Origin of the sequence: Streptomyces sp. MJM8645 (genome assembly GCF_001625365.1) — a bacterium.
Taxonomy (GTDB): Bacteria; Actinomycetota; Actinomycetes; order Streptomycetales; family Streptomycetaceae; genus Kitasatospora.
This window is the reverse complement of record NZ_LJJF01000001.1, coordinates 298,650-318,353: the sequence shown is the minus strand read 5'-3', so window position 1 is coordinate 318,353 and position 19,704 is coordinate 298,650. Positions and strand designations below refer to the sequence as shown.

At 75.3% G+C, this 19,704-nt stretch carries 15 protein-coding genes; 11 read left to right on the top strand and 4 right to left on the bottom strand.

Annotated elements, in window-relative coordinates; translation table 11 throughout:
- Nucleotides 1-29 precede the first annotated feature (29 nt).
- Nucleotides 30-1,019: an ABC transporter ATP-binding protein gene (locus A6F73_RS01255; protein ID WP_208869032.1), complete on the top strand. Its 990-nt coding sequence runs from the start codon at nt 30-32 to the stop codon at nt 1,017-1,019.
- A gap of 31 nt (nt 1,020-1,050) precedes the next feature.
- Here the strand turns inward: A6F73_RS01255 and A6F73_RS01250 are convergent, their stop codons facing one another.
- Nucleotides 1,051-1,230, bottom strand: coding sequence for a hypothetical protein (locus A6F73_RS01250; RefSeq protein WP_063346024.1), 180 nt, complete (start codon nt 1,228-1,230; stop codon nt 1,051-1,053).
- A gap of 151 nt (nt 1,231-1,381) precedes the next feature.
- Nucleotides 1,382-2,923: an AMP-binding protein gene (locus A6F73_RS01245; protein WP_063346023.1), complete on the bottom strand. Its 1,542-nt coding sequence runs from the start codon at nt 2,921-2,923 to the stop codon at nt 1,382-1,384.
- 173 nt (nt 2,924-3,096) lie between these two features.
- Here A6F73_RS01245 and A6F73_RS01240 point away from each other — a divergent pair, with 173 nt between their 5' ends.
- Nucleotides 3,097-3,795 carry an AAA family ATPase gene (locus A6F73_RS01240; RefSeq protein WP_063346022.1) on the top strand — a complete coding sequence of 233 codons (699 nt, stop codon included), beginning with the start codon at nt 3,097-3,099 and terminating at the stop codon, nt 3,793-3,795.
- Between the two features lie 189 nt (nt 3,796-3,984).
- Complete coding sequence (locus A6F73_RS01235; RefSeq protein ID WP_063346021.1) at nt 3,985-5,175, top strand: serpin family protein; 1,191 nt, start codon at nt 3,985-3,987, stop codon at nt 5,173-5,175.
- A 46-nt stretch (nt 5,176-5,221) separates the two neighbouring features.
- Here A6F73_RS01235 and A6F73_RS01230 read toward each other — a convergent pair whose 3' ends face one another.
- Nucleotides 5,222-6,190, bottom strand: a complete 969-nt coding sequence (locus tag A6F73_RS01230; protein WP_063346020.1) for an SDR family NAD(P)-dependent oxidoreductase — start codon at nt 6,188-6,190, stop codon at nt 5,222-5,224.
- A gap of 229 nt (nt 6,191-6,419) precedes the next feature.
- On the opposite strand from A6F73_RS01230, the gene A6F73_RS01225 reads away from it, so the two are divergent.
- The 4 genes from A6F73_RS01225 (at nt 6,420) to A6F73_RS01210 (ending at nt 10,569) form a co-directional block, all read left to right on the top strand.
- Entirely contained in the window at nt 6,420-7,172 is a 753-nt protein-coding gene (locus A6F73_RS01225) for an alpha/beta fold hydrolase (RefSeq protein WP_063346019.1), read from the top strand.
- A gap of 76 nt (nt 7,173-7,248) precedes the next feature.
- Nucleotides 7,249-8,553 carry a styrene monooxygenase/indole monooxygenase family protein gene (locus tag A6F73_RS01220; RefSeq protein ID WP_244293250.1) on the top strand — a complete coding sequence of 435 codons (1,305 nt, stop codon included), beginning with the start codon at nt 7,249-7,251 and terminating at the stop codon, nt 8,551-8,553.
- 81 nt (nt 8,554-8,634) lie between these two features.
- Nucleotides 8,635-9,090, top strand: coding sequence for an archease (locus A6F73_RS01215; protein WP_063346017.1), 456 nt, complete (start codon nt 8,635-8,637; stop codon nt 9,088-9,090).
- Nucleotides 9,091-9,141: 51 nt separating this feature from the next.
- Complete coding sequence (locus tag A6F73_RS01210; RefSeq protein ID WP_347878507.1) at nt 9,142-10,569, top strand: RtcB family protein; 1,428 nt, start codon at nt 9,142-9,144, stop codon at nt 10,567-10,569.
- A gap of 486 nt (nt 10,570-11,055) precedes the next feature.
- On the opposite strand, the gene A6F73_RS01205 is transcribed toward A6F73_RS01210, so the two are convergent.
- The gene (locus A6F73_RS01205) at nt 11,056-12,372 is read right to left on the bottom strand and encodes a hypothetical protein (protein ID WP_063346016.1); all 1,317 of its coding nucleotides are present in this window, start codon (nt 12,370-12,372) and stop codon (nt 11,056-11,058) included.
- A 233-nt stretch (nt 12,373-12,605) separates the two neighbouring features.
- Between A6F73_RS01205 and A6F73_RS01200 the strand changes: the two genes are divergently transcribed.
- The 4 genes from A6F73_RS01200 (at nt 12,606) to A6F73_RS01185 (ending at nt 19,628) form a co-directional block, all read left to right on the top strand.
- A complete protein-coding gene (locus A6F73_RS01200; RefSeq protein ID WP_079135335.1) occupies nt 12,606-13,337 on the top strand; it encodes a LuxR C-terminal-related transcriptional regulator in 732 nt (243 codons plus the stop codon).
- Nucleotides 13,338-13,480: 143 nt separating this feature from the next.
- The gene (locus tag A6F73_RS01195; protein ID WP_244293249.1) at nt 13,481-16,738 is read left to right on the top strand and encodes a hypothetical protein; all 3,258 of its coding nucleotides are present in this window, start codon (nt 13,481-13,483) and stop codon (nt 16,736-16,738) included.
- On the top strand, nt 16,735-17,496 hold the full coding sequence (locus A6F73_RS01190) for a DUF4255 domain-containing protein (protein WP_063346015.1): 762 nt from the start codon (nt 16,735-16,737) through the stop codon (nt 17,494-17,496). Before A6F73_RS01195 ends, A6F73_RS01190 begins: the two co-directional genes overlap by 4 nt.
- Nucleotides 17,493-19,628, top strand: coding sequence for an ATP-binding protein (locus A6F73_RS01185; RefSeq protein WP_063346014.1), 2,136 nt, complete (start codon nt 17,493-17,495; stop codon nt 19,626-19,628). Before A6F73_RS01190 ends, A6F73_RS01185 begins: the two co-directional genes overlap by 4 nt.
- Nucleotides 19,629-19,704 lie beyond the last annotated feature (76 nt).

Here is a 19,704-nt window from a genome sequence, read left to right as displayed (position 1 = left end):
TCTAGGACAGTCGAGACAGGAGACGAGCGGTGAAGACCACTCCCCAGGAGCAGCCGGTCGCCGAGGCCCCCAGCTTGCAGGAGCTCCGGCAGCGGGCCCTCGCCGCCGCCTCGCCCAAGGCGTACGGCGAGGGCGCGGCCATCGTCTGCGACCGGCTGGTGCGGATCTTCAGCGCCGAGGGCGTCGAGGTCCAGGCGTTGCAGGGCTTGGAGCTGACCATCCAGCAGGGCGACCTGGTCGCCCTGGTCGGTGCCTCCGGCAGCGGCAAGTCCACCCTGCTGACCATCCTGGCCGGGCTCGACGTGCCGACCGCCGGAAGCGCCACCGTCGCCGGCTGCGACCTGCTGGAGATGTCCGCCCGGGAGCGGCTGCGCTACCGGCGCGAGGTGGTCGGCTTCATCTGGCAGCAGACCGCCCGCAACCTGCTGCCCTTCCTCACCGCCGCCGAGAACATCGCCCTGCCGATGCAGCTGCGCGGGCGCCGGGCCGGGGCCGGGCGGGCCAAGCAGCAGGCCGACCGGGTGGCCGAGCTGATGGAGGCGCTGGAGATCGGCGACCTCGCCCACCGCCGCCCCAACGAGCTCTCCGGCGGCCAGCAGCAGCGGGTCGCGATCGCGGTGGCGATGGCCAACAACCCGCCGGTGCTGCTCGCCGACGAGCCCACCGGCGAACTGGACTCCGAGACCGCGGGGGTGATCTTCGAGTCCTTCCGCACCGTCAACCGCGAACTCGGCGCCACCGTCGTCATCGTCACCCACGACCCGATGGTCGCGGGCGAGGTGCGCCGCACGGTCGCCATCCGGGACGGCCGGACCAGCAGCGAGGTGCTGCGCCGCACCGTCACGGACGAGCACGGCGAGGAGTCGGTCAACGAGCGCGAGTACGTGATGCTGGACCGCACCGGGCGGGTGCAGCTGCCGGTCAAGTTCCTGGAGGCGCTCGGGATGGAGCACCGGGTGGCGGTCGACCTCGCGGCCGACCACATCGAGGTCCGTCCGGACGACATCGCCGGGCACTGACGTGGGGGAGGGGCGGCGGCCGGCGGGTCCGTCAGCTGTCGCCGCCCATCCGCTGGAAGAGCCCGCTGCCTTCGGCGTCCGAGCGCAGGTCGGGTGCGTCCTCACCAGCGCGCTCGCCCCGGGCGGTGGCGGTGCAGAGGGCGAAGACGAGCACTGCACTGGCCGCGACGGCGAGGATTCCGAGTGCGGTCAGGACGCGTAGCCAGGTCAAGGAAGTGCCTCCTGGGGACGGTGCGGAGGAACGCCGCCGGGGTTGTATCGGCAGTTCGGTCCGCACGGTCGAGTGTCCACAGGCGGTTCTTCCCGTCGTCCGCCGCGCGAGAGGTCGCCCGCGCGGGCGCTCGAAGCATCGGTAGGGCGCGTCACACTCCCTCGCGCGCCCCTGCAGGGGTGACGGCCCGTCCCTCCGAGGACGTGGCCAACGCCCGCAACGCGTCGAGGTCCGGCTTCCCCGCCCCGGTCAGGGGGATCCCCGGCAGCACCAGGACGGAGTCCGGCGCGCACTGCGGCCCGACCCGCTCCCGGGCCCAGCGGCGCAGTTCCTCCGCCGTCGCCGGCGATCCCGGCCCGGTGACCACGGCCGCGTGCACCCGTTCCAGCCGGTCCGGACCGGCCGTCGCGAACATCACCGCCTCCCGCACCTCCGGGTGCGCGCGCAGCGGCTCCTCGACGTCCCGGGGGAAGACGTTGTGCCCGTCCACGATCGCCATCGGGCGGCGCCCGGCCACCGTCAGATAACCGGCCGCGTCCAGGCTGCCCAGATCGCCGGTGTGCAGCCAGCCGTCCCGCAGCACCCGGGCGGTCAGCTCGGGGTCGCGCCAGTAGCCGACCATCGCCGTCGGGGTGCGGACGCAGATCTCCCCGGTCCGGCCCGCCGGCAGCACCGTCCCGTCCTCGTCCACGATCCGCACCTTGGTGTCCGGGAACGGGCGCCCGGCCGTCGCCAGCAGCCGCGGGTCCAGGTGCTCGTCCGGGCCCAGCCTGGTCACCGGCCCGCACTCCGTCAGGCTGTACGTCTGGTGCAGCACCCGGCCCAGCCGCCGCGTCGCCTCCGCCAACCGGCGCGGCGACGGCGGACAGCCGGTGTACGTGACGCGGCGCAGGCTGCCGGTGTCGGCCGCGCGCAGCAGCGGATGGTCCAGCACGCGGTAGAGCAGGTGCGGCGGCAGGTACACCCGGGAGACCCGGAACCGCTCGATCGCCGCCAGCACCGCCTCGGCGGCGAAGGACTCCTGCAACACCACCGTGCCGCCCGCCGCCAGCGCCAGATCCGCGGTCGTACCGCCGCCGTGGCACAGCTCCGTACAGAGCAGGAACGTCGAACCGGACAGCAGCGCCGGCCGCGGCGGCCGGGCGAACCGGCGCAGCACCCCCTTCGGCCGGCCCGTCGTCCCGCCGGTGAATCGCACCGCCATCACGTCCTGCGGGCGGAACCGCGGGGCCAGCGGCTCCGGCGAGCAGGACGCGGCCGACGCCGGCAGGTCCACCCCGAGCGCCGACGGCCCCAGCGCGAACAGGCCCGCCGAGGGCAGCGCCCGCGCGATCCCCTCGGCGGCGGCCCGGCAGCGGGCCGGATCGAAGACCAGTGCCGACGTCCCGGCGAACCCGGCCAGCGCCACCGACTCCCCGACCGGGCCGTCCGGATGCGGCATCGCGACCCGGCAGCCCAGCAGGTTCGCGGCCAACCGCACCAGCACCGCCTCCGGCCGGTTCCCGGCCAGCACCGTCACCCCGTCCCCGCGCCCGAGCCCGGCACCCGCCAGCGCCCGCGCCGTCCGGTACACCCCGTCCAGACACTCCCGGGCGGTCAGCGCCTCCTCCCCCCAGCGGATCGCCACCCGCCCCGGATCCCGCTCCAGCCCCGCCAACACCAGCCCGGTGTACGTCGGCCCCGACTCCGCCATGCTGTGGCCTCCTGTCTGATGGGACGTCAGCTTAGGGCGGGTGCGGTGGCGCAGCGGTGCGGGGATCCCGGGGGCAGGGGCCGCTGCCGGGCGTCCCGCCGTGACCGGACCGGAGTGCCGTACCCGCGGCCGGGAGTTGTTAGGGTTCCCCGTCGGACAGGGACGGGGGACACGTGGGCACCAGCACGGGCACCAGCACCAGTACCAGTACCAGCACGGGCACGGGCACGGCCGAGGCGCCGGGCGGGCAGGGGGCCGAGGAGCGCCCGCACGGCGTCCTCGACCTGCGGGGCGTCGCTGGGGCGGCGTTCACCGTGGGCTACCCGCCCGACGCCGTCGTGGTCGTGTCGGGCCTGCCGGGCGCGGGCAAGAGCACGCTGCTGCGGCGCTGGTCCGGGGCGGGGGCGGTGCCGACCGTCGACCCGCGCGCCGTCCACGAGGCCTGCGAGGCGGTCATGCCCGCGCGCCTGCCGTACGCGGTCTACCGGCCCTGGGCCCGGCTGGAGCACGTCCGGCTGCTGCGCTCCTCCGTGCGGCGCGGCGGGCCACTGCTGGTGCACGACTGCGGCAGCCGCGCCTGGATGCGCCGCTGGCTCGCCCGCGAGGCCGCCCGGCAGGGCCGGCAACTGCACCTGGTGCTGCTCGACGTCGGTGCCGCCACCGCGCTGGACGGCCAGCGTGCCCGGGGCCGCCACGCCTCCGCCCGGGTCTTCGCCCGCCACCGCCGGGGCCTGGACCAGCTGTTCGCCGCCTTCACCCGCCACACGCGCTCCGGCGCGCCGACCCCGGCCCCGGAAGCGGCGTCCGTCCTGCTCCTCGACACCGCCTCCCGCTCCCGCGCCACAGCCGTCCACTTCGGCCCGGCCCGGTGAGGCCCCCGGCGTCGCTCCTGCCGTGGTGGCGGCAGGAGCGCGGCGTGGCGCCGACGCCCACGTCGTCCGCGTCCACGAGCCCGCCCCCGACGAGCACCTGACCCTGCGCCGGGCGCGGTGAAATCCCCTCGCGCCCCGCCCCGCCCAGGCCCTACGCTCGGCGCGCGAAACGCCGATCGAGGGGGGCGGATGGGCCGGGCCGAAGCGGTACGGGCGGTCAACGGGCTGGGCGCACGATGGGTCGACCAGGCACCAGCGGTCCACGGGACGGTGCTGATGCCGGCCGGGGTGTGGCCGCTGCTCGGGCTGCTGGCTCCAGCGGGGAGCCCTGCCGTCCGAGGGGAGTTGGAGGAGGCGCTCGGGATGCGGGCCGAGGCCGCCGCCGTGTGCGCGGGTGAACTCCTCGGCCTGTTGCGGGGGTTGCCGGGAGTCGGTGCGGCGCTCGGACTCTGGTCGGCGGATCGGCTCCGGCTTCGGCCGGAGTGGTCGGCAGCGCTGCCGACGGACGTCCACGGGCGGCTGAGTGGGGACACGGCGGAGGACCGGCGGGCGCTCGACGCCTGGGCCGCGCGGTGCACGGACGGTCTGATCGACGCGATGCCGGTGAGCCTGGACCCGGACACCCGCCTGGTGCTGGCCGCCGCGCTCACCGTCCGGACCGACTGGATCCGCCCGTTCGAGGAGGGAGCAGGACCGGAACTCGAGGACGAGTGGGGTGGACCGGTCGCGTACCTGTCGCGGTGGACCTCCCTGCTGGACCGGGCCGCCGTCCTGGAGACGCCGACCGGACCGGTCACCGAGCTGCGTGTCCTCGGGCACGGCGACATCGACGTCCGGCTGCTGCTCGGCGAGCCGGACGCCCCGACGGGCCGGGTGCTGGCCGCCGGAATAGGGGCGCTGTCCCACCGGCACCGCCGGATCACCGCGGACCGCCTGCCCACCGGATCCCCGGGGCCCGGACTCACCCTGGGCTGGCGACGCAGCCGCGAGCCGCAGCCGGAACTGTGTGTGCACGTCCCCCGGTTCACGGTCAAGGCCGAGCACAACCTGCTGGCGCGCCCCGAACTGTTCGGCCTGGCGTCGGCGAGCACCCCCTCGCGGGTCGAGCACCGACTGCCCGGGCTCTCGGACGGCGAGCCGCTGTTCGTCCAGAGCGCCGCCCAGACCGCCACCGCGACCTTCGGCCCGCGCGGCTTCCGGGCGGCCTCGGTGACCAGCATCTCGGCCGCCGGCGCAGGAGCTCCGCCACCGCCCCCGTACCGGATCCGACACGTCGAGGTCTGCTTCGCCCGGCCTTTCGGTTTCCTCGCCGTCCACCGCGTCACCGGGCTGGTCCTCGCCGCCGGCTGGGTGACCGAACCGGATCTCTGGGTGGACTGACCTCCCCGACGGATGGGGCCGGAGCGGTGGCCGGTCGGAGTGGTGGTCAGAGGAGGCCGAGGTGGGGGTCCACGGCGGCGAGGCGGCAGGTGGCGTCCCAGAGGTGGGCGGCGACGGTGCGGTCGGTCAGGTGGGGCTGGGCGGGTTCGAGGCGGGGGGCGCCGCGCAGGCCGAAGACCCGGGGCCCCCAAAGCTGGCCCCCCTGCGCCTGCGGGTCGAGGACGGCCCGGACGATCGGCCACGCGCCGTGGTCCTTGCCCTGGAGGAGGAGCCCGGCCGGCAGGCCGCGCAGTCCTTCGCCGACGGTCCGCGTGTGGACCGGCGGGCGGGGCGGGGTGAGCGAGTCGAGTGCGCCGCCGGGGTGCGCCAGCAGGCTGAGCACGGTGCTGCCGGCGGCGCGGAGGCGTCGGTCGAGTTCGAGGCCGAAGGTCATCTGCGCCAGTTTCGAGCGGCCGTAGGCGCGTTTGGGCCGGTAGTCCACGGCCGACTGGAGGTCGTCGAGGTCCAGCCGCTCCGAGCGGGCCGCGAAGCTGCCGACCGTCACGATGCGGCCCGCTGGTGCGGCCGCGAGCAGGGGGGCCAGCCAGCGGGTGAGCGCGACGTGCCCGAGGTGGTTGGTCGCGAACATCAGTTCGTGCCCGGCCCCGGTCTCCCGGCGTGGCGGATCGTCCAGCGCGACCCCGGCGTTGTGGACGACCGCGTCGAGGTGGTCGAGGGCGAGCCCGTCCACGGCGGCCCGCAGGGAGGGCAGGTCGGCGAGGTCCAGCGGGAGGTGGCGCACCACGGCGCCGGGGACTCGGGAGCGGATCGACGCCATGGCGGCCCCGGCCCGACCGGCGTCCCGGCTGCCGAGCACGACCGCGGCGCCCGCCCCGGCGAGCTGCTCGGCGACGAAGTAGCCGATACCGGCGTTGCCCCCGGTGACCAGGACGCTCCTCCCGGCGGCGGACGGCGGCCGGTGAACGTCCCACGGCCGGTGAACGTCCCACGGCCGGTTACGGGTTGTGGACGACATGCTGATGGCCTCCTGGCGTATTCGGGGCTGCCGGGCCACCCGCGATTCGAGACCGTGGCCGCGCCGACAGCCCCACGATCACAGGCCTGACCGGCAGATCGCTGACAGATCGCCGTCACCGCCGTCGGGCCTCAAGATCGTCGAACCGCCGGGTTTCGGACCCGCGCCGGGCGGGGCCCTGCGAGACTAGGCGCAGCAGAGTTCGTCACGGAGAGAGGTCAGCATCCGCATGTCCAGCAGTGCCGCCGTCGACAACCCGTGGTTCCGCCGCTTCAGTCCGTCCGACTCCGCCCCCGCCCGGATCGTGATCTTCCCCCACGCGGGCGGCTCCGCCAGCTACTACATGGAGTACGCCAACGCGCTCGCGCCCTACGCCGACGTGCTCACCGTCCAGTACCCGGGCCGTCAGAACCGCTTCGCCGAACCGGCGATCGACTCGGTGCTGGAGCTCGCCGAGCAGCTCTACCGGGAGCTGCGCGACTGGACGGACCGGCCGCTGACCTTCTTCGGGCACAGCATGGGCGCGGCCGTCGCCTTCGAGACCGCCCGATGCTTCGCCCGCGACGGTCTCCCGGGGCCCGAGCGGCTGTTCGTCTCGGCGGGCCGCGCGCCCTCGCTGCCCCGGGAGACCGCCGTCTACCGGCTGCCGGACGACGGGCTGCTCGACACGATCGTGCGCCTCGGCGGGACGGACGAGCGGATCCTCACCATCCCGGCGCTGCGCGAGCTGATCCTGCCGGCGCTGCGGGCCGACTACACCGCCATCGAGACGTACCGCTGCGCGCCGGAGGCGACCGTGCCGCAGCCGATCACCGCGCTGGTGGGGGAGACCGACCAGAACGCCACCGTCGACCAGGCCGCCCAGTGGGACCGGCACACCACCGGCGGTTTCGACCTGCGGGTCTTCCCCGGCGGGCACTTCTACGTGGCGGACCAGACCGCGGCCGTGGTCGAGGTGCTCACCGCGCACCTGCGCGGCTGAGCCGGCCGCGCCGGGGCGTGGCCGGTGCCGGTGAGGCCCCGGTGACGTGCCCCGGCGGCTCGGCTACTGTGCCTGCGTGACGGGCCGTCAGCCGAGCCGCCGGCGGCACCGTCAGCCGAGACCACCCACCCTGGAGGCCGCCATGCGCCGGATCGCCGTCGTCGGAGCGGGCCAGGCCGGCCTGCAGCTCGCGCTGGGGCTGGTGGCGGCCGGCTACCGGGTGACGCTGGTCGCCGAGCGCACCCCCGAGCAGGTGTGCGGCGGGCGGGTGCTGTCCACCCAGGCGATGTTCGGACCGGCGCTGCGGACCGAGGCGGCGGCCGGGCTGGACCTGTGGGCGGGCGAGGCGCCGGCGGTCCGCGCCGTCCGGTCGGTGCTCGCCGTGCCGCCCGGGGTGCGGGCGCTGGAGTTCACCATGACGCTCGACGAGCCCGCCCAGTCGGTGGACCAGCGGCTGAAACTGGCGCGCTGGCTGGAACTGCTGGAGGAGCGCGGCGGCCGGGTCGAGTACCGCTCGCTGGACCGGGACGGCCTGCGCGAGCTCGCCCGCCGGCACGAGCTGACGGTGGTCGCGGCCGGGCGCGGCGAACTGGCCGGGATCTTCGAACGCGACGCCGCCCGCTCGCCGTTCGACCGGCCGCAGCGGGCGCTGTCCTGCCTGTACGTCCACGGGGTGGGCTCGCCGGATCCGGCCACCGAGCCGCGGGCGCGGATGCACGCGCTGCCCGGCCTGGGCGAGCTGTACCTGCAACCGGCCCTGACCCTCTCCGGCCCGTGCGCGATCCTGCTGTGGGAGGCGCTGCCCGGCGGGCCGCTGGACGCGTTCCGCGACGCCCCGGCGCCCGACGCCCAACTCGCCCGGATGCGCGCCCTGTTGCGCGAGCACCTGCCGTGGGAGGCGGAGCTGTGGGCGGACGCCGAGCCGACGGATGCCGGGGCCGGACTGTCCGGCGCCGTCACCCCGGTGGTGCGGCGGCCGGTGGCGGAGCTGGGCACCGGCGTCGACGCCGTCCACGTGCTCGGCCTCGGCGACGCGGTGGTGGTGAACGACCCGATCGCCGGCCAGGGCGCCAACAGCGCCGCGCGGGCGGCACAGGCGTACCTGCGGGCGATCGTCGAGCACGGCGAGGCCCCCTACACCGCGGACTGGATGTGCCGCACCGCAGAGCGCTTCTGGCGGCAACACGCCCGGCACGCGGTCGAGTTCACCGCCGCGATGCTCACCGTGCCGGACCACGTGCAGGGCGTGTTCGCGGCTGCCGCCGAGCACGAGACGGTCGCCCGCCGGCTCGCCAACACATACGCGGAGCCGAGCGACCACGCCGCCTGGCTGGCCACCCCCGAGCTGACCGCCGCCTACCTCGCCTCGGTCCGCGATTAGGGTCCGGCCCGGGTTGCCTCCGGGTGCCCCGCGGGACGAGGCTGGAGGGGGAAACGTCGACGGGGGCGGGAGGCGTCGTTCGTGGACGGTCGCGGACCCGCGGGGCGTGCCGGCAGCGGCCACCGGACCGTGCCGCACACGGCGGACCTGCGGGTGGAGGCCTGGGCGCCGACGGCCGAGGGCTGCATCGGCGAGCTGGTGCACGCCGTCGTGGGCGGCTTCGCGGACCTCTCCGGCGCGCGGATCGTCGGCGAGCGCGGCTGCACCGTCCTCGCGGTGAGCGACGCGGACCTGCTCGCGGGCGTCCTGGAGGAGGTCGTCTACCGGATGGACGCCGACGGCGAACTCCCCGCCGGGCTGGCGCTCGGCCCGATCCGCGGTCTGGACGGCGCCCGGACGGTCGAGGTCCGCTTCCGGATGGCGGACGCCGCCACCGCGGCCCTGGTCGGCGCCGTGCCGAAGGCCGTCTCGCTGCACGATCTGGACCTGCGCGCCGGCCCGGAGGGCTGGACCTGCCGGGTGACGGTGGACGTCTGAGCGGGCCGGGGGCGACACCGGGCGGAACGGGCACGGAACGGGGTGAGCGAAGTGGAGATCGCACTGGTCGAGGCGGGCCGCTGCCGCTGGCGGATCGAACCACGCCCGCCGATGCGCGTGCCGGGCGTGGTCTTCGCCAGCCGCGCGCTGCTGCCGCAGGCCGCCGGGGACAAGGCGCTGGAGCAGGTGGCCAACGTGGCGGCCCTGCCCGGCATCGTCCGCGCCTCCTTCGCGATGCCCGACGTGCACTGGGGCTACGGCTTCCCGATCGGCGGGGTGGCCGCGACCGACGTCGACCAGGGCGGGGTGATCTCGCCCGGCGGGGTCGGCTTCGACATCTCCTGCGGGGTCCGGCTGCTGGGCGCGGGCGTCGACCGCGACGAACTCGACCCCGAGCGGATCACCCGCCTGATGGACCTGCTCGACCGCACCGTGCCGCGCGGCCTCGGCCGGGGCGGCCTGTGGCGGCTGTCCGGACCGGAGGAACTGGACGACCTGCTGCTCGGCGGCGCCCGCTACGCCGTCGAGCACGGCCACGGGGTGCCGCGCGACCTGGAGCGCTGCGAGGACGGCGGCGTCCTGGCCGGCGCGGCCCCGGGCGAGGTCAGCACCCGGGCCGTCGAGCGCGGCCTGCAGCAGGTCGGCAGCCTCGGCTCGGCCAACCACTTCCTGGAGGTCCAGGCCGTCGACCGGGTGGACGACCCGGAGACGGCGGCGGCGTTCGGACTGCGGCCCGGCCAGGTGTGCGTCATGATCCACTGCGGCTCGCGCGGCCTCGGCCACCAGATCTGCACCGACCACGTCCACGCCATGGACCGCGACCTGCAGCGCCACCGGATCGAGCTCCCCGACCGCCAGCTCGCCTGCACCCCGGTCGACTCGCCGCGCGGTCGCGCCTACCTGGGCGCCATGGTCGCCGCGGCGAACTACGGGCGGGCCAACCGGCAGCTGCTCTCCGAGGCGGCCCGCCGCGCCTTCGCCACCGCCCTCGGGGTCGGCCTGGAGCTGGTGTACGACGTGTCGCACAACCTCGCCAAGCTGGAGACCCACGACGTGGACGGCGTCCCGCGGCGGCTGTGCGTCCACCGCAAGGGCGCCACCAGGGCGCTACCGCCCGGCGACCCCGGCCTGCCCGCCGACCTCCTGCGGGCCGGACAGCCGGTGCTGGTGCCGGGGACGATGGGCACCGCCTCGTACGTCATGGTCGGGCTGCCCGGCAACGAGGCCTTCGGCTCCGCCTGCCACGGGGCCGGGCGGGTGTGGAGCCGCCACCAGGCGCTGCGGACGGTGCGCGGCGAGCAGTTGCGCGGCGAACTGGAGGCGCGCGGCATCGCGGTGCGGCCGGCCTCCTGGCGGGCGCTGGCGGAGGAGACTCCCCAGGCGTACAAGGACGTCGACGCGGTGGCCGCGGCCACCGAGGCCGCCGGGCTGGCCCGGCCGGTCGCCCGCCTGGTGCCGCTGGGCGTGGTCAAGGGCTGACCCGGGCACACCGGACCCGGGCCCACCGGACGTGGGCGATGCCGACGGACGGGGCCGGGACCGGAACCGGGACGGCGACCGGCCGTTGATCGAACTGCGGTCGCTCACCGAGCGCTACAGCCAGTCGGTGCCCCCGGCTGGGCTGACGGCCGTCGACCGGCACCCGGACGGGCTGCTCGCCCGTTTCCGACCGACCGGCCGGTTGGTGATCCGGCTTTCGGGCAGCATGATTGACGAGGTGTCAGGCATGGGCGAAAGGGCAGGATCCACTGTACGAACGGGCCGCTCCGCTTGCCCGTTCGGGCGAAGGCCCGGTCCTGGAGGGCCCTATGGCGTCCGCCGGGCTTCCGGGCGGGTGTCACTCACGTCACTCTCTGTCCCATCAAGGCCGGGTTGGTGTTAGAAACGACTACTGAACCCGCCAGTAAGGTCGCACTCCATTGACAGGTGCATGGTGTGAACGAGAAGTGAGGGAGAGGTGCGGCTTCAGCGCTTGATATCGCTCAACTGCCCACTGACGTTCAGCAGTTCGTGGCACTGGGTGGCCTGCTTCCCCGAAGCGGGTGTACCCGGCTGCTGGCAGACCACGCTCGCCGTCACCGTCTGGTCCTCGGGGACCTCGATGGGAGTCACCCAGTGGTAGTCCTGGTTACGGAAGGTCTCCAAGGCGATGGTCGTGATCGTCTGCTCGCCGAACTTGATGGTCAACAGCCCCTGGTCGCCCTGGAAGTTGGCGGCGACGATGTCGGTGATGCGGAAGACCTTGCCGTGGTCCACCCGGTAGGCGCCCACCGCGGAGCCGCCGGTGTTGGTGGCCACGTCGACCGTCGTGGAGAACTGCTGCTCCGTCCCCGGGACCGAGCGGCCGGAGCCGCCGCCCGAACCACCGCCGGAGCCGCCGCCCGCAGCGCCGCCCTGCTGCCCCTGACCGCTCGGAGTCGCCCCGGGGGCAGGGACCGGCGGAGCCACGACGGGTGCCGGGGTGAACGAGGCGGCCTTCTGCTCGACGGCCTTGTCGGCGGCCTGCTTCGCGGAACTGCGCACCGCCGGCCGGACCAGCGTGAGCCAGGCCAGCACCAGCGCGATCAGCGCCGCGATGAGCGCGAGCAGCCACTTGGGCAGCAGCGCGTGCTGGACGAACTCGCCCTCCAGTACGTGCTGCCGCTCGGCCGGCTGCGGGCCGTCCGACTTGGCGGCCTCGCCCTCCTGGCCGACGGTGACCTCGAAGGGCCAGGTGGCCGGCTTGCCGAACCAGATCAACTTACGCGCGCGCACCCGCAGCCGGGTCTCGGCGGACTCGCCCGGTGCGAGTCGCAGCCGCTCCGGGGCGAACCCGAAGCGCACGTCCTCGCCGGGCTGCGCCGGGGCGAACGTCACGACGGCCGCCGTGTTCCCGAGGTTGCGCACCGACGTCCGGTAGCGGGCGCGGAGCCAGCCCCGGCGGCGCCGGGGAGCGAGCGCGGCGCGCAGCTCCCGGAACGGCGTCACGGTGACAGTCGTCTCCGGCACGGTCACCAGTTCGGGGCGCTCGGCGGGCAACACCCGGATGCCGAGCGGGAACTCACCCGCCCGCACCTCGTGCGAGCGGGCCGGGGCGAGCCGAATCGTCACCGTCTCGGACGTCCCCGGGAAGAGCGAGAGACGGGCCGGCTCGACCGTCGTCCACGAAGCGCAGGCCCCGACCACCTCCAGCGAGTACGCCTCAACGATATCGGTGTCGTTGCGTACCGTCAGGGTCGTCGTGGCCACGTCTCCGGGCGACACCGTCAGCGCGGGAAGGCCGAGTTCGGCGGATGCGGTCATGCCGTGACGGTAGGACCGGAGGACACCCCCAGGAGAGAGCCCCGCGGGCAAGCCGCGGGCACACCCCTTGCCCGCGGGAACAACCGGGCCCTGCCCGGGGCCGATGCCCCGCCCCCAGCCAACGCTCCCCACCCCGCCCCCCCGGCAACACCCGCGGCCGGCCCCATGACATGGCGCCCGGCCGTCCTCACCATGCGTCCGGTGACGCAGACGAAGCAGAACGGAACAGTTGGATGACGATGATCGAGACCACCACCCATGAGGCCGTCGGGGCGACCAGGTCCGTCCAGGCCCGACCGCGTGGATCGGCCGAACCCGCCACGGTGCGCGTGAACGTGAAGCCCGGCCGGGTCCAGGTGGCGGTGTACGCGGAGGACATCATCCTGCACACGGGCGTCGTCCAGCAGCTGAGGCAGCGGCCGGAGGTGGAACTGCTCGCCGAAGGCGACGTCGCGCGCGCCCAGGTCTCCCTGATGGTGGTCGACGGGCTGAACGACGCCGTGACCGACCGGCTGCGCCGGCTGCGCCTCAACACGCAGAGCCGGACCGGGCTGGTCGTGGGCCACTTCGAGGCCGGCGGCCTGCAGACCATCATCGAGTGCGGCGTCGGCGCCGTGCTGCGCCGATCGGACGCCGACCAGGACCGGCTCGTCCACCTCATCACCGCCCTGGCCAACGGCGAGGGCGTCATGCCCGGGGACCTCCTCGGCAAGCTGCTCGACCGGGTCGGCAGCCTCCAGCGCACCATGCTCGACCCGCGCGGCCTGACCCTGTCGACCCTGACCGCGCGCGAGGCGGAGATGCTCCGGCTGGTCGCCGACGGCCTCGACACCAGTGAGATAGCGGCCGAGACCTCGTACTCCGAACGCACGGTCAAGAACGTGCTGCACGAGATCACCACCCGGCTGGGACTGCGCAACCGCGCCCACGCCGTCGGGTACGCGATGCGCCACGGCCTCATCTGAGGACGCCGCCGGAGCGTCGGCGCCGGATTGCCCTCAGGGGCACCGGTCGCTACCCCCGGCTCGGGTGCCAGGGGCCTGTCGCCCGCGCGCCCGGGCCGGGGAGACTGCCGGACGTACCGCCTTCTCGGTCTGTGAGGTTGAGCGTGATCGGCGCCACCGGCACTCCCCGCCCCCTGCGGCGCTCGGCGCGAGCCGCCGTCGCGATGTTGCTGTCCCTGGCCGTGGCCGTGGTGACGCTGGGCACCGCCAACTCCGACGGCGACGGAAGAGGCGCCGCCCCGGTGGCCGCCGGGGCCGCGGAGGAGAGCGGACGGATCGTCTACGCCGGCACCGGCCACCGCAGCCTGGCGCGGCTGACCGGGCCGACGTCGAGCGCGTCGCTGTTCGGGCCCGGCCCCGTCCACTTCGACACCGAACCCTCCGCGCGCGGGGACCAGTTGGTGTTCACCAGCCTGCGGGACGGCCCGCTGCCCCAGGTCTACCTGCGCGAGGCGTCGGGCGCGGTACGCCGGCTCACCACCGGCATGGACACCGCGGAGCCGACGCTCACCCCGGACGGCAGGACCGTCGTGTTCGACGCGGTGGAGCCCGGCGGACGCAACGGGCAGACCCAGCGGGACCTCTGGGTGGTCAACACCGACGGCACCGGCCTGCGCAGGCTGGCCGACACCGCGGACTCCGAGGCGCACCCGACGGTCTCGCCCGACGGCAAGTGGGTCGCGTACACCTGCGACGTGGACCCGGCGCACACCCAGGTCTACGTCATGCCGCTGGCCGGCGGCGCGGCGCGGCGGATCACCGCGGTGACCGCCGGCAACGCCGTCGAACCGGCGTGGAACCCGGTGGACGCCCCCGACCTGCGCGACCAGATCGTCTACACCTGGGACCAGGCCGGCCAGACCGGGCCGCAGCTGCGGGTCATCTCGCCCGAGGGCACCAACGACCGGGCGTTCTTCCCCGGCATCGGCGGCGACTGGCGGACCAGGTCCGCCGGCTGGCTGCCCGACGGCAGCGGCGTGCTCTTCCTCAGCCCCAACCGGCTCAACGCCGACCCGACGCCGTACGAGAACGTGTACCGCGCCCGGACCTGCTTCTGCGGCGGGGCCGAACTGGTGGCGAGCGAGGACCGCGCCGTCCGCACACCGGTCTGGCTCGGCCCCCAGCAGGGCGGCGGGCCCGTCGTGGACCGCAACAGCGCCGACACCCCCAACGTGGCCGACCTGTCGGACATCCGCCCCGACGGAGCGGACCCGCGCGACCTGGGCGTCAGCGTGCTCCGGGAGGATCCGGCCGCCGACACCAACACCGACCCCGCGGCCGACCCCCTGTTCAACCCCCGCCCCGGCTACGACCCGTGGTTCGAACGGCAGGCCTACACGCCGGACGGCCGGCGGATCGTGCTGACCCGCTTCGAGGACTCGCCCGCCGGCCGGATCGAACGGATCTGGCAGACCGGTGCCGACGGCTCCGACCCGAAGCCGATGAACCTCGCCGGGCGCGGGCCGAAGGACTGGGACACCGACCCTGAGCTCTCGCCCGACGGCCGCCTGATGGCCTTCACCAGGACCTCGCCCGGCGGCGTCGGGACGGCCTCCGGCCCCGGGCGGGTGCTGATCGCGGACGTGTCGACCGGCGCGATCGTCGGCACCGTCGAACCGACCGACAACCAGCCGGCCGCCTCCCTGGCCCAACCCTCCTGGTCCCCGGACGGCAAACTGATCGCCTACACCAGGACCGAGGTCATCAACGGCAACGGCGGCAACAAGCACGTGTGGACCGTGCCCGCCAACGCCCTCGACCGGCCCACCGACCTCAGCCGCAGGGCCTGCCCGGGCGCCTGCGACGTCATCGACGACAGCCCCGCGTTCTCGCCCGACGGCCGGCGCGTCGCCTTCAACCGCAAGACCGGCGACGGCGGGCTCAACCAGCAGAACGGAGTCCTCGTCAGCTCGGCGACCGGCGACGGCTGCACGGTGATCCTGCCCGCCGGACTGAGCCAGGACCGGAACGCCTGCCGCCGCCCGCTGCCGGACACCTCCGCCACCGGCCCGTTCCAGCCCCGCGACGTCGCCTGGACGGCGGACGGCGGACAGCTGGTGCTGACCTCCCGCCGGGCCCTGCCGGCGAACTCGCCGGAGGCGCTGCAGAACTACGACTTCGCGACCGGTCGGCTCACCTCCGTCAACTCCAGGCTGCCGGGGCGGCAGAAGGAGCCGAGCGTCCAGCAGTCCGTCGACCTGTCGCTGAGCGCGCCGGCCGCCACCATCCCGATGCAGATCGGGGACTCCACCACCGTGGCCATCACCGTCACCAACCACGGCCCGGCGCCCTCGCCCGGCACCGCGCTCACCGCGTCCGTGCCGACGGGCGCCCGGCTCACCGGGCTCAAGGCCACGGCCGGCACCTGCGCCGCCGACGCCCTCCGGTGCGAACTCGGCACCCTGGCCCCGGGCGCGGTCGTCCAGGTGACCGCCACCGTCGTCGGCACCGTGGCCGGCGACCAGCGGTTCGGCTGGTGGGTCACCGGGGCGGTGGTCGACCCGAAGCCCGAGGACAACATCGCGCAGACGGTGGTACCCGTCCAGGCCGCGTCGCCGTCCCCGAGCCCGTCTCCGACCCCGACCCAGACCCCGACTGCCTCGCCGACCCCGACCCAGACCTCGACCCCGACCCCGACACCGCCCGTCTCCTCACCGCCGGCCCCGCCACCGCCGCCCGCCCCGGCCCCCGCGCCGCAGCCGGCGCCGCCCGCGCCGAAGGCCGGACCGGCCGTGACGGTCGGCGCCCAGCCGAACCCCGGATACGTCGGCGGCAAGGTCACCGTCACCTACACCGTGCGCAACGACGGCCAGGCCCTCGCCACCGGACTGCGCGTCTCGCTCGGCCTGCCCGCCGGCGTCCCCACCGGGCCGATGCCCCCCGGCTGCACCGGCGGCGTCTGCGACGTGGCCGACCTGCCCCCGGGCGGCAGCGCCGTCGTCCAGGTGGTGCTCGCACCCGAGGCGACCCTGGACACCACCATCACCTCCGTCCTGACCACCACCGGCACGGACGCCACCCCGGGCGACCACGTCGCGCGGACCCCGCTGCGCATCCTCCAGCCCCGCATCGTCGCGGTGCCGCCGATCGGCAAGCCCGGCTTCGTGACCTCCGTCCGCGGCCTGGACTTCCCGCCCGGCACCCCGGTGACCCTCACCTGGACGCCCGGCATCACCGCCGCCGCGGCACCCACCATCCCCAAGACCGACGGCACCTTCGCGGGCCAGTTGCTCATCCTCGCCAAGGACGAGACCGGCCCCCGGACCATCACCGCGAGCGGCCCCGGCTTCTCCCCGGTGACCACCCCCTTCCTCGTGGTGGTCGGCAGCGTCGGCCCGCCGGGGGAGGTGCAGCGGCGGTGATCCACGAAGTCGACGAGGCGCTGCGCCTCCTGCTCGTCGAGAGCGGCCTCCAGGAACGCGGGATCGAGCTGGTCTTCGACTCGCCCACCCGGGACTGGGCCGCCCGGCGCAACGCCCCCACCGTCAGCGTCTTCCTCTACGGCATCCGCGAGGACGTGTCCCGCCGCCAGGCCGGCTCCGCCGAGCAGCACGACGCCGACGGCGTGGTCGTGGCCTGGCGCAGCGCGCCCCGCTGGTTCGAACTGGCCTACCTGGTGACGGCGTGGACCAACCGGGCCCAGGACGAGCACCGGCTGCTGTCGGAGGTGCTCCGCTGCCTGACGGCCACCGACGCGCTGCCCGCCCGCCTGCTCACCGGCACGCTCGCCGAACTCGGGCTCACCGTCGGGCTGGAGACCGCCGGGCGCGGCGAGGGCATGCCGTCGGTGTCCGACGTGTGGTCGGCCCTCGGCGGCGAGCTGAAACCCTCGATCGACCTCAGGGTGCTCGCCCCGCTGTCCGGCCAGCGTGCCCCGGCGGGGCCCCCGGTCACCGACGGGCTCGTGCTGCGCGCCGTCGACAGGAGCGGCAAGGACGGCGAGGGCGGCGAGAGCGACGAGGACGCCCCGGAGGCCACAGCCGACTCGGTCGACCCGGCCGACCCGGGCCGCCGGCTGCGCTACGAGGGCGGCACGGACCCCGGCGCGGACGGCTTCGCCGCGCCCCGGGAACGCCGGCTGCCGCCCGGCCGCAGACGGCGCGGCGGTGCGCCGCGATGACCCTCGACCTGGAACCGGCGGCCACCAGCGGGCCCGCCGCCGACCTGGACGACCTGTGGGAGCGGCTGAGCCGCCTCGAACAGCGGATCCGGGCCGCCGTCCGCGAGCGCAGGGCCGACGACCCGGACCCGGACGACCCGTACCGGGGCCAGTACCTCACCCCGGAGGCGGCGGAACGGATCCTCGCGGCGCCCGCCGCGACGGGCCGGGCCGGCACCGACCTCGGAGAACCGCCGCCGCCACCGCCCGGATCGAGGACCGAACGGCTCGTCGACGGCTTCGGACTGCTCCCGCTGGACCTCGAACTCCTGTTGGTGGCACTCGCCCCCGACCTCGACACCCGCTTCGAACGGCTCTACGGGTACCTCAACGACGACCTGACCCTGCGCCGGCCGACCATCGGGCTCGCGCTCGAACTGTGCGGGCGGTCCGGGGCGGGCGCCAGCCGGTTCCGCTTCACCGCCCAGGCCCCGCTGATCGCCGGCGGCCTGCTGGAGATCACCGAACCGGAGCGCCCGCTGCTCTCCCGGGGCCTGCGCCTGCCCGACCGGGTGACGGCCCATCTGCTCGGCTCGGACGAACCCGACGGCGCGCTGCGCGGGCTGGTCCACGTCGGCCGCGCCGGCGCCGGCACCCCGCCGCAGGCCGCGCGCCGGCTGCGCGCCACCGTGGCCAACGGCGGCGGACTGGTGCACCTGCTGGACCGGGGCGGCAACGCCGGGCGGCTCGCGGTCGACGCCCTCGCGGGCCTCGGCCGCCGGGCCCTGGTCGTCGACGTCACGGCGCTCGCCGCCCGCCCCCCGGAGGCCGTGGTCCGGGCGCTCGCCCGGGAGGCGCGGCTGAGCGGCAGCGGTGTGGTGCTGGGCCCGCTGGAGCGGCTCGAACCCGAACGCCCGGAGCGGGCCGGGCTGTTGCGCGAGCTCTGCGCGGAACTCGCCGAGGTGCCACTGCTCGTGCACGGGTCGCGCCCGTGGGACCCGACGTGGGCGCAGGAGAGCCCGGTGGTGCTCGTGGCCCCGCCGCTGGACCCGGCGCAGCGCGCCGAACGCTGGGCGCACGCGCTGGGCGGGGCTTCGGGTGTGCCTGCGGGTGAGCCTTCGGGTGAACCGGAAGGGCTGTACGAGGGTGTGCTCGGCCCCGAGCTGGCCGAGGCCGTCGCCCCGTACCAGCTGGACGAGGACCAGGTGGCCCGGGCCGCCGGGGTCGCCACCAGGACGGCCGCCGCCGAACACCGCCCGGTGACCGCCGACGACCTGCGGGCCGCCGTGCGGGCGCAGAACGGGGCGGGGCTCGCCCGCCTCGCCCGCCGGATCGAGCCCGCCGTCGGGTGGGACGACCTGGTGCTGCCCGAGCCCACCGCGCGCCAGCTGCACGAACTCGCGCTGCGCGCCAGGCACCGCGACCAGGTGCTCGGCCAGTGGCGGATGCGGCCGGGCGGAGGGCGCGGGCGCGGGGTGATCGCACTGTTCGCGGGGGAGTCCGGCACCGGCAAGACCATGTCGGCCGAGGTGGTCGCCGCCGAACTCGGCATGGAGCTGTACGTCGTGGACCTGTCCACCGTCGTGGACAAGTACATCGGCGAGACGGAGAAGAACCTGGAGCGGATCTTCACCGAGGCCTCGCACGTGAACGCCGTCCTGCTGTTCGACGAGGCCGACGCGATCTTCGGCAAGCGGTCGCAGGTCAAGGACGCCCACGACCGCCACGCCAACGTGGAGTCGGCGTACCTGTTGCAGCGGATGGAGTCCTTCGACGGGATCGCCGTGCTGACGACCAACCTGCGCGCCAACCTCGACGAGGCGTTCACCCGGCGGCTGGACGTCATCGCGGAGTTCCCGGTGCCGGACGAGGAACAGCGGCACGCCCTGTGGGAGCGCTGCCTGGGCCCGCGGATCCCCCGCGGCGACGACCTCGACCTGGCGTTCTGCGCACGGCACTTCGAGCTCGCCGGCGGCTCCATCCGGGCCTGCGCGGTGACCGCGGCCTACCTGGCCGCCGAGACGGGCCGCCCGCTGGGCATGGCGGAGCTGGTGTTCGCGGTCGAGCGGGAGTACCGCAAGCTCGGCCGGCTGGTCCTGGAGAGCGAGTTCGGGCCGTGGTCGCGTGCCTCCGGGGGCACCGGGCGGGCCTGAGCGCGCGGGCGGGAGGCCACCGGCCGACTGACGACCGGTGAGGCCCTGTCGGGGTGCCCGCCGGGGCAGCGGTTCT